The sequence below is a fragment of the Nannocystis exedens genome, from assembly GCF_002343915.1.
Taxonomy (GTDB): domain Bacteria; phylum Myxococcota_A; class Polyangia; order Nannocystales; family Nannocystaceae; genus Nannocystis; species Nannocystis exedens.
On the sequence record NZ_NETK01000001.1, the window covers coordinates 2,898,207 to 2,912,711 of the forward strand.

A 14,505-nucleotide genomic window follows, 5' to 3' on the forward strand; every position below is an offset into this window, starting at 1 on the left:
GCCTCGCGCGGCTGCCGTGCACTGGACAGCCGCGCGAGCCATCTTGATGTCATCCATGTCTTCATAGACATGTTTATAAAACCATGTCCATGCGGACATTCACTCGGCGGCGCTCTCCGGCAGAGCACCGCCTCGAACGGAACGGTCGACCTTGCGACCCTCGCGCCCGCAGACCCGCGGAGCGGCCCGCGACGGGCATGTCCCCGAGGACAGGCGGCTCTTCGCGTCACCCGGCCTTCGGGACAGCTCCGCGCGACCGCTGCTGCCGGTCGTCGCCGCCCCGAGCCCGAGCTCCGCTCGCCGCTCGCCGCTCGCGTCACCACGCCCAGAGCCGCGAGCGGAGAGCCCGGCGGAACCGGGCTCACTCGACGAGCCGCACCTGCAGCTCGGCGCCCTCCGGCCGCTCCGCCCACGCCGCGAACGAGGCCGCGAACGCCGCCGACGCCGCCTCGATCGCCGGCGACTCCCCGCCCTCGAGCCCGATCGCCCAGCGCGCCGCGCCCGCGCCCAGCGGCCGCGGGTACGGCCGCACCCGCGCCCCGGCGTCCTCGAGCGCGAGCAGCAATCCCATCACATGTCCTTCGAGCCAGCCGACGCACCGCGCCGGCGCCTCGGCGACCCCGACCAGCGTCAGCTCGACCCGCCGCGGATGCCCTGCCGGGTCGACCGCCGCGACGACGGCCGGATCGCCCGCGCTGGCCAGCGCGTGCCCGCGGCGCAGCTCCGCGTGCAGCAGCGCCAGCGTCGAGCGCGTCACGTGGCGCGCCGAGTTGAACGGCGGCGGCGTCGGCGTCCAGATCGGCCACGGCGGCTTGCGCCCGCCCCTCGGCTCCGGCGGCGGGGCGAACGCGATCGGCGCTCCCGGCGTGCGCGCCGCCAGCAGCATGAAGAAGTGCCGCAGCAGCGCCTCCGGCTCGGCGGCCACGCCCGCCTCGCCGGCCGCGCGCATCGCCCACGCCGTCACGATCGCCCACGTGTAGCCGCCGAGCAGCCCCCACGCCCCGGCGTCGAGCTGGCGCGCGCGGGCCCACCGGCGCACCCGCGCCAGCGTCTCGCGGAACACCGTCGAATCGTAGTAGTCGCCGACCAGGAGCACCAGCGCGTCGGCGTCGACGCAGCCGAGCGCCGCGCGCCGGCTGGCCTCGTCGAGCGTCGCCAGCTCGTCCGGCCGCAGCGACCCGAGCGCCCGCGCCTGCAGCGGCGCCGGCAGCCCGGCGTACTGCAGGTCGACCGCGATCCCCTCGAACCTGCACTTCAGGACAGGCAGGCCCGCGCTCTTCACCGTGCGCACCTCGTGCAGCTCGCCGGCCGCGGCCAGGCGCTCCGTCACCGCGGCGAACAGCGCCTCGCGGTCGAGCCCGTCCTCGCCGGCCCACACCAGATCGAGGTCCCCGTCGGGCTGCGCCACCCCGAGCCGCGCCGAGCCGACCACGTGGAGCTGCGAGCCTGCGCGCACCGCCGCGGTCGCCCGCGCGAACGCCTCCGTCACCCGCTCGTGCGCCGGCGACGGCCAGCGGCCGAACGGCGGCAAGCTCCCGCCCGGCTCCTCCGCGTCCGCCTGCTCTTCAGGGCAGGTCGGCACGGTCGCGCGGATCGCAAACGGCTCGTCTTCGCGGCGACTGATCAGGTGCACCGCCTCCACCGTGAATTCCAGCGGGCGCCAGCTCGCCTGCCAGCGCGCGATCGCGGCCGCGATCTCCGCCTCGCTGCCCGTCAGCTTGGCGATCGTCAGGTGCGGCAAAAACCCCGGCCCGCGCGACGACTGCTCGTCGCACAGAGGGAACAGCGCCGCCGCGGCCGCCTGCAGGGCCATCAGCGCCCCGGGCGGGTCGCTCACCGGCTCGAGCCACACCGTCGTGCTGCCGCGGTGGTCGAACCGGCGCACCGCCTTCAGCGCGATGCGCAGCGGCAACAGCCCGCGCAGCGCCGTCGTCAACGCCGCCGCCGCGTCGGCGAACAGCGCCTCGGGCACGAACCCGTACACCAGGTTGATGTGCGGCATCCAGCGCCCGTGGCTCGGGTCGTGCTCGGCGCGGATCGCCTCGATCGGCGGCCACGCCTGCGCCGGCGGGATCACCACCAGCGCGCTGCGGTGGACCGGGCTCGCCGCGGCCAGCCGGGCCCGGCGCGCGGCCGCGTCGGCGTCGGCGACCACCTGCAACAGCGCGCACACGCCGAAGTGATCCGACGCGAACAGCTCCTGTCCCCCGGGACCTGTCCCGAAGGGCTTGTCGCCGAACAGCGCGGCGTCGATCGGCGCCAGCGCCCCCGCCGGCGAGCGCAGCAGCGCGCGGTCGAACCGGGCCGCCTTGCCGGTGCGGGTCGCCAGCGCCGCCAGCGGGTTGGCCTGCGGGTCGAACGTGAAGCCCGGGTGGTGCGGGTGGACCTCGCGCCACACGTCGACCAGGCCCGCGCGCGCGAGCTGCTGGTCCTCCTCGCCGTCGCCGAAGTTGAGGTCGCCGAGCACCAGCGCGTCGTCGACGTCGGCGCGGCCGAGCCGCTCGACCAGCACCGCCAATTGTTCGGCGCGGCGGTCGTCCGCGTCGGCCTTGCGGTTGCTCGTCAGGTGGACCGCGGCGACCGCCAGCCGCCGGCCCGCGAGCGACAGCCGCCCGACCACCAGCCGCTTGCGCGCCGAGAACTCGTGCAGCTCGAGCGCCAGCGGCCAGCGCGACAGCAGCACCTGCCCGTACGGCTGCAGCCCCTCGGCGTCTGGCCCTTCGGACACGTAGTAGCCCGCGCGCAGCCACGGAGCCGCCAGCAGCTCGGCCCACAGCCGCGGCGTCACCTCCTGCAGGGCGATGATGTCGGCGTCGCGCTCGCGCAGCAGCTCGCTGCACACCGGCGCGCGCGCCTCGCTGTAGAGCTGCTCGGGCTCGTACAGGTCGAACAGCACGTTGTAGGTCGCGACCTGCAGCGCCTCGACGCGCGCCTCGTGCAGCCCCGCCGTCGCCACCGGCAGCCAGGCCCCGCGGAGCGGGTCGAAGCGGAAGCACGGCCGGGTCACGAACAGCGCCGGGCCGGTCCGCGCCTTGCTGCGCCGCGTCGGCGTCGGCGTCGGCGCGGCGACCGGGGCCGGCGCGCACGCGCGGGCGATCGCCGCGTGATCGGGGGCCGGGCTGTCACCTGACCCGAAGACCAGGTCGATGCGGGACCGGCGATCCCACACGATCAGCTCGCCGGCCTTGATGAAGAAGATCCGGTGCCACGGGATCTCGTTGTCGCCGGCGAAGAAGTCGGCGAGCGGCGCCTCGCGCACGCCGGCGAAGCGCTCCTCGTAGCCGACCACGAACCTTCGCACGTCGAACGTCGCGTCGAAGCGGAGCCGCCCGACCACGTCCTGCACCGGCCGGAGCCCCTGCTTGTCGCGCTGCTTCGCCATGACCGACCCGCCGCAGACCGCGCTGCGGGGACCCGCAGGCTAGGCAGCGACGCCCGCGGACGCAAGGGGTCTCTCGAGCCGCGCGCCCGCGCCCGCGCGTGCGTGCGGCACTCGAGTTCGCGCGCATCGCCGTGCGCACGCCGCCGCGCCGACCGGCGGTGTTACCGTCGCCGCCATGCATCGTCCGTTGCTGATCGCGACCTCGTCTCTCGCCATCGCCCTCGCCAGCGCCACGGCTCACGCCGCCGAGGTGCCGGTGACCGATGTCGACGCCCTCCTCGCTGCCATCGCCGCCGCTCAGCCCGGCGACACCATCGTCCTCGCCGCCGGCGAGTACGAGGTGCACCAGGGCAAGATCGCCTGCGAGACCCCCGGCACCGCCGACGCCCCGATCGTCGTCCGCGCCGCCGAGCCGGGCGCGGCCAAGCTGCGCCTCGACTCGCTCGAGGGCTTCCACGTGCGCGCCCCCTACTGGCGCTTCGAGGGCCTCGACATCGAGGGCATCTGCGCCGCCGACAGCGACTGCGAGCACGCCTTCCACATCACCGGCGCCGCCAGCAACACCCACATCGTCGGCAACCGCCTGCACGGCTTCAACGCCATGATCAAGGGCAACGGCGAGCCGATCGGGCCCAACAACGCCTACGAGCACCCCGACGACGTCGTCGTCGAGTACAACGAGTTCTTCAACGAGGCGCCGCGCGACACCAGCAACCCCGTCACCCCGATCGACGTCGTCGGCGGCCAGCGGTGGATCCTCCGCGGCAACTTCATCCACGACCACGCCAAGGGCGGCGGCGACAACATCAGCTACGCCGCCTTCCTCAAGGGCCACTCGAAGGACGGGCTCATCGAGCGCAACCTCGTGGTGTGCGAGCTGCTCCACAGCGGCCAGATCCGCCTCGGCCTGTCGCTCGGCGGCGGCGGCTCGAGCCCCGACATGATCTGCGAGGACGGGGCGTGCAAGCCGGAGCACGAGCGGGGCATCGTGCGCAACAACCTGATCCTCAACTGCCCGGCCGACGTCGGCATCTACATCAACGCCGGCGCCGACTCGAAGATCTTCAACAACACCCTCTACAACACCACCGGCATCGACATGCGCTTCGCCGAGACCACCGGCGTCGTCCACAACAACCTGCTGATGGGCAAGATCCGCGACCGCGACGGCGCCGTCACCGACAAGCAGAGCAACGTCGTCGAGGCCACCCTCGACCAGTTCGCCGCCTGGTTCGCCGACCCCGCCGCGCAGGACTTCACCCTCGTCGACGGCGCCGCCTTCGTCGACCTCGGCCTCGCCGTGCCCGAGGTCACCGACGATTACTGCGGCAACGATCGCGACGACGGCGCGCCCGACATCGGCGCGATCGAGTACGACGGCGACGGCTGCAACGGCGGCCTGCCGGTCCCCGGCGGCAGCAGCGGCGGCGAGACCACGGGCGACCCGACCGGCGATCCCACCGGCGATCCCACCACCGGCGATCCCACCACCAGCGACTCCGGCGATCCGACCGGCGGCCCGACGACCGCAGATCCGGGCGGGACGGACAGCGAGACGTCGAGCGGCGAGCCGACCGGCGGCGCCACCACGCAAGCGGGCACCGACGGCAGCAGCGCCACCGACACCTCGCCCGCCACCGACGACGACGGCGGCTGCGGCTGCCGCAGCGATGCGTCCGCCGGCGGACCGCTCGCCCTGCTCGCCCTCGCAGGCCTGCTGCGCCGGCGCCGGCGTCATTCGTAGCAGTCGCCCGCGGCGGGCGGACGCCCGTCACCGCTCCCCATTCGTGGCAGTCGTTCGCTCGCCCCCGAGCGGGCGACTCGCCCGCACCTCACTGCGCCCCATGACTCGCGGTCGCCCGCCCGCCCCCGCGCGGACGGCTCGCCCGCCCGTCGCCGCGCCCATTCGTGGCAGTCGCCCTCGCCCCGGCCCTCTCACCGGCGTCGACGCCATTCGTGGCAGTCGCCTGCTCCCCCGGCCCCTCGTCGGCGTCGGCGTCATTCGTGGTCGTCACCTCCCCGCCCCTCGTCCCGGTCGCGCGCCGCCGCGCGCCGAGATTCGGTTGCCGCCGATGCGTCGCGTGCCATGCTCCTGCGCTCCGCGATCTTCCCCATCGCCGGCGAGCGGCCGGATCGGAGCACGCATGCGCGCACGCCCTGAAATGCCCCTGTTGATGCTGACCATGCTCGGCGCCCTCGCGCTGGCCTCGACCGACGCAGCGGCCGCGGAGTTCGCGACCGCGATCGGGCCGATCGTCGGCGGCGAGGACGGCATGGTCGTCTCTTCGAACAACGAGGCCGCGCGGGTCGGCGCCGAGATCCTGGCCAGCGGCGGCAACGCCGTCGACGCGGCGGTCGCCATCCAGTTCGCGCTCGGCGTCGCCGAGCCCGGCTTCTCCGGCATCGGCGGCGGCGGCTTCATGATGATCTACGACGCCTCCGCCGACGCGGTCACCGTCATCGACAGCCGCGAGCGCGCCCCCGCCAGCGCCAAGCCGAAGATGTTCTTGAAGAAGAACGGCGAGCCGATCCCGTTCGCCAAGCGGCGCACTCTCGGCGTCGCCGTCGGGGTGCCGGGCGCGCTGGCCGGGGCCGAGTACGCGCGGGCCGAGTTCGGCACCCGCACGCTCGCCGACCTGATCGCCCCCTCGATCGCGCTCGCCGAGGACGGCGTGATCGTCAGCCGACTCATGGCCGCCAGCCTGCGCGAGCACCAGGGCGTTTTGGCCGCCAACCCAGCCGCGAGCGCCCTCTTCTTGCCCGGCGGCCAGCCGCTGGCGATCGGCGACCTGCTCGTCCAGCCCGAGCTCGCCGACACCTTGCGGCTCATCGCCGAGGACGGCATCGACGCCTTCTACGACGGGCCGATCGGCGAGGCCTTCGTCGCCGAGGTCAAGGCCGCCGGCGGCGGCATGAAGATGTCCGACCTCGCTCAATACAAGCTCACCATCGACGAGCCGGTGCGCGGCCAGTACGGCGACTACGAGATCGTCACCACCGCGCCGCCCAGCGGCGGCGGGCTCACGGTGCTGCAATTCCTCGAGATCCTCGAGCGGCTCGATCCCGGCCAGTACGCGTACGACTCCAGCCTGCGCTACCACCTGGTGATGAAGGCGATGCACCTCGCGTTCGCCGACCGCAACGCCTACCTCGGCGACCCCGAGTTCGTCGACATCCCGCCGGGCTGGCTCGCCCCCAAGTACATCAAGCAGCGCGCCGCCCTGATCGACTTCGACGACAACACCTGCCCGGTGCCGCCGGGCCCGCTCGCCGCCAACCCGCCCGCGCCCGCGCCCGCCGAGCTGCTCGGCGGCGACCCGCAGACCACCCACGTCAACGTCGCCGACCGCTGGGGCAACCTCGTCACCTTCACCGTCACCATCGAGCAGCACTACGGGACCGGTCGCCTGCTGCCGGGCTACGGCTTCTTCCTCAACAACGAGCTGACCGACTTCGACCCGCTGCCCGGGCGGCCCAACTCGCCGGCGCCGAACAAGCGCCCGCTCAGCAGCATGGCGCCGACCCTCGTGTTCCACGGCGGCGAGCCCGTCTACGTCGTCGGCTCGCCCGGCGGCCCGCGGATCATCGGCGCCGTCGCCCAGGTCTTGCTCGACCTGCTCGAGTACGGCCTCGACATCGAGCACGCGATCGCCAAGCCGCGGGTCTACAGCGCCGTCTGCAGCGAGAAGGCCCGCTGGGAGCTCGGCCTCTCGCCGGAGGTCCGCGCCGAGCTCGAATCGATCGGCCACCGCTTCCGCGACGAGCCGCGCGAGGTCGGCGACGTCGGCCTCATCGCCATCGACGGCGACACCTACGTCGGCGTCGCCGACCCGCGCCGCGACGGCGTCGCCGTCGGCCTCACCCGCGCCGACGACGATTGAACCGAGCGGTCGGGCGAACACCGCGGCGCCTGACCGGCGCCGTCGGCGACGCCACGCTCACTTCGCTCCGCGCCGTCGCGCGTCGTGTCAGGCCGCGGCCGGGCAGCCCGCTGAAGTAGCAGCCGCAGACCGCCTGCTTTTCACGCTCGTCCCGCTCGTCCATCGCTCGATCCTCGTCTTCCTGCCCCCTCGATGCTCGTCAGACCCGTGCCCCGCGGCACAGAAACGGAGACACCGACGCACTCGAGATGCAGTCGCGCTACAGCCCGAGTGACCTCCGCTCTCTGCCGCGCGAAGCCGTCCAGGAGTTGGGTGGTCGTGACGCTGCGACGGAGCAGGTCGACGTCGGCGAGGCTCTTGTGGGTGAGCGCCCGCTGCTGCGCGATCTCGTCGGCGAACCGCCGCTCGTTGTCGAGGCGCGCGAGCCGGCAGCGAGGGATGCCCACGAGCTGGCGGACGAGGTCGTCGATGCTGCGGCCAAGCGCAGCTGAGGCTGGCGCCACCGCAGACGGGGCGAGCTCCAGCACCGAACTCGCTCGTGACGAGTTCACGGCCGACTGGCGGAGCCCAGGATCAGCGTCTGGCCGCAATTCCCGGAGCGAGCGCTCATCCACCAGCCCGAGTGAAGGACCGCCAGCAGGAGCAGCGGCCACTGCTTACGCCGGCCACGGGCGCGCATTCGGGGATGAAGGCCGATTCGCCCGCGAGCTCCAACGTGGTGAACCGCAAGACCAGGCCCAGCTGCTCCGCGTGGAGAATCGTCTCCCTGCGCCCGGCCCCGAGCACGCGACCGCGAGTCCGGGAAACGCCAGCGCGGCCATGGCCGCCAGCAAGGCCGACGACCGTCGGAAACCTCAGGAGATGCATTCGGGCGCCGCTACGCCGGAAGCCGCGGCCCAACCCGGGTGACTCGACCGTAATTGGGTTTCGGGACGACCTCGGCTATCGTCGAGCGCGAGAAGGACTCGGCTCGGCGCATCCTCGCCTCAGGGACAGTCCGCGTCTACTGGCTCGAGTTATGGGACAAAGGCACAAGGACTTCCCCTCCACGACGGCCGGCCGCGCCTGCGGCGCTGCCCCGGGGCGTGACGCGCTCGATCGCACGCCCACGAGGACGCTCGCGTCCGGACATGCGATGACCGCGGCGCTGCTGCTCGTCGTGGCGCTGCTCGGCTGTCGCCCGCGTGCGGTCCACGCCGCGCCGGCCGGAGCGACGGCGACCGAGGAGCGGCAGCATGGCACCCGGGCGCGCGCGCTCGGCGTGCCGTTCGACGGTACCCCGGGGCCGCACAACGCGATCACCGACGTGGCCGGCCTCGAGGTCGGCCACGCCACGATCATCGCCGGCGCCGGCGACCACGCAGTGCGCACCGGCGTGACCGCGATCCTCCCGCGGGGCAAGCGGTCGATCGTGCCGGCCTTCGCCGGGTGGTTCGCGCTCAACGGCAACGGCGAGATGACGGGCACGACGTGGATCGAGGAGGGCGGCTTGCTCGGCGGGCCGGTCCTCTTGACCAACACCAACAGCGTCGGTGTCGTGCGCGACGCGATCGTCGCGTGGGGCATCGCCCGCTTCCCCGGCACCGATGCGGCGTGGGAGCTCGGCCTGCCGGTCGTCGGCGAGACGTACGACGGCTTCCTCAACGACGTCGACGGGTTCCACGTCACCCGCGAGCACGCGTTCGCGGCGCTCGACAGCGCCGCGTCGGGGCCGGTCGCCGAGGGCAACGTCGGCGGCGGCACCGGCATGATGGCCTATCAATTCAAGGGCGGCATCGGCACTGCGTCGCGCCGGCTGTCGGTCGACGCGGGCGGCCATACCGTCGGCGTGCTCGTCCAGGCCAACTACGGCCAGCGCGACGAGTTGGTCATCGCCGGCGTCCCGGTCGGTCGCGAGATCGCCGACCTGCTCCCGGTCCGCGGCGAGCCCGACGCTCGCGACGGCTCGATCATCGTCATCGTCGCGACCGACGCGCCGCTGCTCCCGCACCAGCTCAAGCGCCTCGCCCGACGGGTGCCGCTCGGGATCGGCCGCGTCGGCGGGACCGCCCACAACTCCTCGGGCGACATCTTCCTGGCGCTGTCGACCGCCAACGCCGACGCAGCGGCCGCCAAGGACGGCCTGGCCCGCGCCGCGTTCGTGCCGAACGACGCGCTCGACCCGCTGCTGACTGCCACCGTGCAGGCGACAGAGGAGGCGATCGTCAACGCGTTGACCGCCGCCGAGACGATGACCGGCGTCCGCGGCTCGACGGCCCACGCCCTCCCGCACGCGCGCCTGCGGGCGGCGCTGAAAAAGTACGGTCGCTTGACCGAGGGCCGCGCCCGCTGAGCCGTGAACGATCGGGGGGCCGGTCTGCTTCGCGTTGAGGACATCGAGTTCGTAGCGGACGACGCGCGGCTGTCCTCCTGCGTCACTCACCCTCACCTACGCTCGCAGCTGTGCTGCGCGCTGTACTGCCTGTGGGCCCGCGGCGTCCTGCGCGGCGAGCCGGTGCCGTGGACCTCGGCGGTCACGCGCCTGCGAGCGCACCTCGCCACCGAGCCCGACGCCGAGCTAGAGTTCCACATTCGACCTGACAATCCGCCGCTCGGCCGCGGCTCGGGCTACGTCGTCGACAGCCTCCGCTCGGCCCGCATGGTTCTCGAGGCAGGCTCCTACGAGGCCGTCGTCAAGGCCGCGGTCGCTCTCGGCGACGACACCGACACCACAGCAGCCATCGCCGGCCTGCGCGATGGCCTCGCCGCGATCCCCGGCCGCTGGCGCGACGCCCTGCGCGGCCGTGAGCTGCTCGACCCGATTCTCGCCGCGCTGCCCGCGACCTCCTGATAGGGTTGCTCGCAGCGCTGGCCCGGCGACCAGAGGACCGCCGCGGATGTCAACGACGCAGGGCCGGGACCGAGGCGCGCGCGAGACGACTTCGAGACCTCCCATCGGTGGCAGTCTGTCCCGAGACCATTCGCTATGGGCCTGCCGCGAGCACCCTTGGTCGGCCGTTATATGTGCTGCGCGGGTGATGCGGGCACGCTGCGCCGGGTCTGGAACCGGCCATTCCACTTCCAAGAGGAGTGCGCAGGGACGAGGTCCGGGTGTCCTCAAGGGCATCTTCCTGCTCGTGCTGGCGCCGGCGGCGCGGGGCGTCGAGCGGGTGCGGCAGCACGGCGACAGCGCGCCAGGCCCGCCTTCTACGGTCACTTCACCGCGTCGAGCTGGCTGATGATCTTGTTCCACACCTCGGGTGTGACGCCGACCTCGAGGTGCCCGAAGGGCACGCCTTCTTGCCGTGAGCGCGCGGCCTTGTCGGCGTCCGACCAGCCCTGAGTGAGCTGATCGCGCGCTGCCACGCTGACATCGAATAGCACGCCGTCGCCATGCACCTCGCAGGTCGGGCAGCTCATGCCGTCGATCTCGAACGGGGCGCCAGCGCCGCCCGTAGTGCCGTGGACCACGTACAGGAAGTCGAGCTCGCTGCTGAGGCCATGGTGACGGAGCCGCTCGATGAAGTTGCCGCCGATCTCCATCACGGCCCGAATGCCGATCCCGTCCATCAGGCGATACGTCGCGTACCCCCACGAGTAGTCGTCCGCGTTCTCCGGGTCGTAATAGACGTGCTGCGCCTGGCAGGGCGAGTCGGCCGGATCGAACGCCGCCTCGCGGCACATGATGTGACCGTCGTCGTCGTCGAGGTAGCCCCCGAACAGGTACGTGAGCTTGTACGACATCCACGTGCGCCACTTGGTCTCGTCGGTGTCGAGCTCCGACCAGTCCTCGCCGTCGCTCTGGCGGTCGGGGATCGGGTAATACGGGCGCAAGTCATACGCCGCCTGCAGCTGGCCGAGGTACGCCGAGACGTGCTTCCCGTGCTCGTCCACCGAGCCCCACATCGCCAGGTTGTACTTGTCGAAGCTGAACTGGCTCGCCCCGTTCGCCGCGTTGAGCGCCTCGAGGCTGCTCGAAGAGACAGGCCGCCCCTCCGCGTCGAGCCCGGTGATGTTCGAGCTGTAGATCCGCGAGAAGAAGTCCGGCCACGTGCCGCCGCGGCCGTCGCACACCGACTGCGCGAACTGGTTGGGGTACAGCGGGCTCCCGCCGTAGCCCCAGTTGACGCACTGGAGCGCGCTCATCCACCCCCACGTCACCGGCCCCTGGCCGATCGGCGCGTTCTCGAGCGTGCTGTAGATCAGCAGATCGTCGTACGGGTGGCGAAAATTGAGGTCGATGCCCAGGTGCGGGCCCGACAGCGGTACGTAGACGCGCACGTCCTTGCGGAACGCCGGCACGCGCTTCGCCTGCTCCGCCGCCAGCCGCTCGAAGTGCTTCGGCCCGAAGTCGTCCCACGCGGCGACGTCGCCGGCGTAGAGATCGACGGACAGCACCCCCTTGCTCCAAGCGATCACGTCGACCTTCGGCTGCCCGGTGAGCTCCTTGATCCGGTCGATCGCGTTCGCCACGTTGGTGGCCTGGCTGTAATTGTCGCCGTGGAAGTTGCCGAAGGTGATCGCATACGTGCATCGACCGGTCGCCTCCAGCGCCTGCACAAAGCCGGTCTTCTGCGTGGTGCCCGGGTACGCGTCGCCGTACCCGTCGCGCCCGCCCGGGAAGAGCCACACGTTGCCGTTCTGCAGCGCCCCATGCACGAGCAGCACGGGCACCTCCCCGGGATCGCAGGCATCCTTGCCGGTCTTCGGCCCGTGCTGCAGCAGCACGAAACGGGCCTCCGGCCGGGTCGGCCCGACGGACGAGCACGACGGCGCCGACTTCGAGCCCACCTTCCCGGCGCACGCGCTCTTGTAATGAAGGTTGAATCCGTCCACGAGCTGCTGGTTCAGCGCGCCGAAGTAGGTCTGCAGCGGATAGGTGCTGTCCTCGTAGGTATCCTGCCAGCGAAGTTTCTGCGTCCGCAGATTGTAGCCCTCGGTGCGGTAGGCCTGGAGCCCCTCGAGTAGCTCGATCTTCCCCCAAGACCACGACGGCGGCGTGAGCTGGCCGACCACCCGATAATCATCCTTGTACACGTCGTCGGCCGGCGGATCGAAGTATCCGTCGAACGGCGCAGGGACGGCCTCCCCCGGATCGAGCAAGCTCCTGGCGATGGGCACGGCGTCGCCCGCGTCGCTCCCGCCGTCGGCCTCGTCGACGTCGCTCGCATCGTCGGGCGAGGCTGCGCAGCCGGCGGAAACCGCCAAGCCCAGGCCAGAGAGCGCTATGAACAGGTGCGACAGCGAGGACAGCAAACACCGCATGACACTTCTCCTCATTGTTTGGACGGGCGGGGACGTTAGTCGCGGGGCCCGGGGATGGTCAAGCGATTTCTTTTGCGCTGCAACATAACTCCGGCAACGCCGGACCGCATGAGCGCGAACAACGTTCATCCGACGATTTCGCGCCCCTCGGCGACACTGAGGCCACGAGCACCCACGCCGGGCTGGCCGCCCGCGCGCGTGCCTGGGGTCGCACGCTCGCCGTCACTCGGGCCACCTGCACACGCAGGGCGCAGTGTTTTGCGGTGCAAGATGCCGCGCTTGGCGTTGGCCGCGGATAAACGCCCATTAACGGAGATGAATGTTGCGGCGCAGCGAAGATGCGGACATGCGGCCCGCATGCGCTATGAGTTCCACGACCTGCAACGCCGCTGGCTGCGACCATCGACGCGCCTTCTCTTGCTGCTCCCACTGCTGACTCTCGCCTGCGAGGGCGACGATGGTGGCCGCGAAGGCGACGACACCCGCAATCAGGCGATCAGTGTCCCCGGTCCGGTCGATCCACCGAAAGGCGGACCCTGGCGAATACCTCCAGGGCATCGAGGGCGAGTTCATCCCGCGCGGCAAGTCGCTCGCGGTCGGTCCCGGTGCACACAACGGGTCGGCGGCGAGATCTCGCGGTGACGGCGCGCGTCGCGCGGACCCGCGTCATGCACACTCGGCACATGGACGTCCGAGGGAGGACCCTCGTCCTCACCGGACCTTCGCGCGGGTGAGCCGCGCGGTCGCCGAGGCCGGGCGGACGGCCCGCGGTGCGAAGGTGAGCAGCTCGGTCTCGAAGAAGACCGACCTCGTGTTCGACGACGCCGACCGTTCATGTCGCGGCCCCGCCTGGCACCTCATTCATTTCTCGCTCGAGGGCGTCGAACCACTCCCACCCGTCGACCAGCAACGCCCGCTCTGCGGGGGCCCAGCCGCGCTGGAGCGCCAGCTCGATGATCGCCCGCGCCATCCGCGGGCGGTGCAGATCGAGCGATCGCGCTCCGCCTCCGCCGCGCTGCCACACCTCACCCGACTGCGGATAACCGGCGCCTCGTCCATCGCCCTCGGCGAACGCCAGCTCCAGCGGCCCGCGACGACATCCGTCTTCGTAGGCCCGGAACACCTCGGCGCAGCGTTCGACTTCATCGTCGCCCCGCACGCGGTGCCGATGGCTCACCCGCCACAGGAACGTGCGCTCCCCGATCTGGAGGCGACGCATTGCACGTCCGCTCGACATGGATGCTCGCCACTTTACCACGGGTGGCCCGCGGTCGGAGACACGACGGCGCTGCGTGGCTGGCGAGCGGGTCGAGACGGGCCTCAGCGACCAAGCGGGCGAGCTGGTCGAGGAGCTCGGGGACGGATCACGGCGTGGCGAATCGCTTGGCCTGCGCCCGCAACTGCTCATACAGCCGCTCGCCCGGGGTCGGCCCCTCGAGCACCACGTCCGGTTGGCCGGGCAGGGCCTCATATACGTTCATGGAGGCCGTCGCCTCGTACCACTCGTGGAACTCGAGGACCTCGATCTGCCCGCCGCGCACCCGGAGCAGGCCCTCGCTGCTGGTGGAGGGCTCGTGTCCGCCATCGGCGCTCGTCCCCAGGACCATAACCTCGATGCGAACGTACCCGTCCGGCAGTCGCGGCATGGCGATCTGCCACGGCCGAGTGGTGGACCGGGCGGGAACCCGGACCTCGGGGCCGAGGACCGGGGGGAGAAGCTCCTCGCCGCGCCCATCGACGATCATCATGCCCGTGGCGAACACGAGGTCGCGATCGGTGTTGTTGGTGATCTCGGAGGTCGCGGCGGAGGCCGTGAACACGGAGCACATCACGAGGTCGGATTGTGCGCCGGTGCAGGCGTGCGCGAGCTTGAGGCTCGCCGCGCATAACGGCTCGTCGACGGGCTGGACCGGCGGGGGCTCCGGCGCCGGTCGCCGCATGCACGCAGCAAACGAGACGAGGATGAAGATCCCACACGTATCCGGGCGCCAGGACATC

At 71.9% G+C, this 14,505-nt stretch carries 9 protein-coding genes; 5 read left to right on the forward strand and 4 right to left on the reverse strand.

Going from position 1 to position 14,505, the window contains the following annotated elements; genetic code table 11:
* Positions 1-361: 361 nt before the first annotated feature.
* Positions 362-3,382 carry a poly(A) polymerase gene (locus NAEX_RS11225; RefSeq protein ID WP_096327506.1) on the reverse strand — a complete coding sequence of 1,007 codons (3,021 nt, stop codon included), beginning with the start codon at positions 3,380-3,382 and terminating at the stop codon, positions 362-364.
* A 175-nt stretch (positions 3,383-3,557) separates the two neighbouring features.
* Between NAEX_RS11225 and NAEX_RS11230 the strand changes: the two genes are divergently transcribed.
* The 5 genes from NAEX_RS11230 (at position 3,558) to NAEX_RS11255 (ending at position 10,093) form a co-directional block, all read left to right on the forward strand.
* Positions 3,558-5,126 (forward strand): MYXO-CTERM sorting domain-containing protein, encoded by a 1,569-nt coding sequence (locus NAEX_RS11230; protein ID WP_143140989.1) that lies wholly within the window; start codon positions 3,558-3,560, stop codon positions 5,124-5,126.
* A 430-nt stretch (positions 5,127-5,556) separates the two neighbouring features.
* Positions 5,557-7,263 (forward strand): gamma-glutamyltransferase, encoded by a 1,707-nt coding sequence (gene ggt, locus NAEX_RS11235; RefSeq protein WP_177325990.1) that lies wholly within the window; start codon positions 5,557-5,559, stop codon positions 7,261-7,263.
* A gap of 248 nt (positions 7,264-7,511) precedes the next feature.
* Positions 7,512-7,754 carry a hypothetical protein gene (locus NAEX_RS11240; protein ID WP_096327509.1) on the forward strand — a complete coding sequence of 81 codons (243 nt, stop codon included), beginning with the start codon at positions 7,512-7,514 and terminating at the stop codon, positions 7,752-7,754.
* 527 nt (positions 7,755-8,281) lie between these two features.
* Positions 8,282-9,595, forward strand: a complete 1,314-nt coding sequence (locus NAEX_RS11250) for a DmpA family aminopeptidase (protein WP_245913678.1) — start codon at positions 8,282-8,284, stop codon at positions 9,593-9,595.
* Between the two features lie 3 nt (positions 9,596-9,598).
* A complete protein-coding gene (locus NAEX_RS11255) occupies positions 9,599-10,093 on the forward strand; it encodes an ADP-ribosylglycohydrolase family protein (RefSeq protein WP_096327512.1) in 495 nt (164 codons plus the stop codon).
* 362 nt (positions 10,094-10,455) lie between these two features.
* Here NAEX_RS11255 and NAEX_RS11260 read toward each other — a convergent pair whose 3' ends face one another.
* From NAEX_RS11260 to NAEX_RS11275, 3 genes are all read right to left on the reverse strand, one after another.
* Complete coding sequence (locus NAEX_RS11260; protein ID WP_096327513.1) at positions 10,456-12,450, reverse strand: esterase/lipase family protein; 1,995 nt, start codon at positions 12,448-12,450, stop codon at positions 10,456-10,458.
* Positions 12,451-13,339: 889 nt separating this feature from the next.
* A complete protein-coding gene (locus tag NAEX_RS11270) occupies positions 13,340-13,726 on the reverse strand; it encodes a hypothetical protein (RefSeq protein ID WP_096327515.1) in 387 nt (128 codons plus the stop codon).
* A gap of 145 nt (positions 13,727-13,871) precedes the next feature.
* Complete coding sequence (locus NAEX_RS11275; protein WP_096327516.1) at positions 13,872-14,504, reverse strand: hypothetical protein; 633 nt, start codon at positions 14,502-14,504, stop codon at positions 13,872-13,874.
* Position 14,505 lies beyond the last annotated feature (1 nt).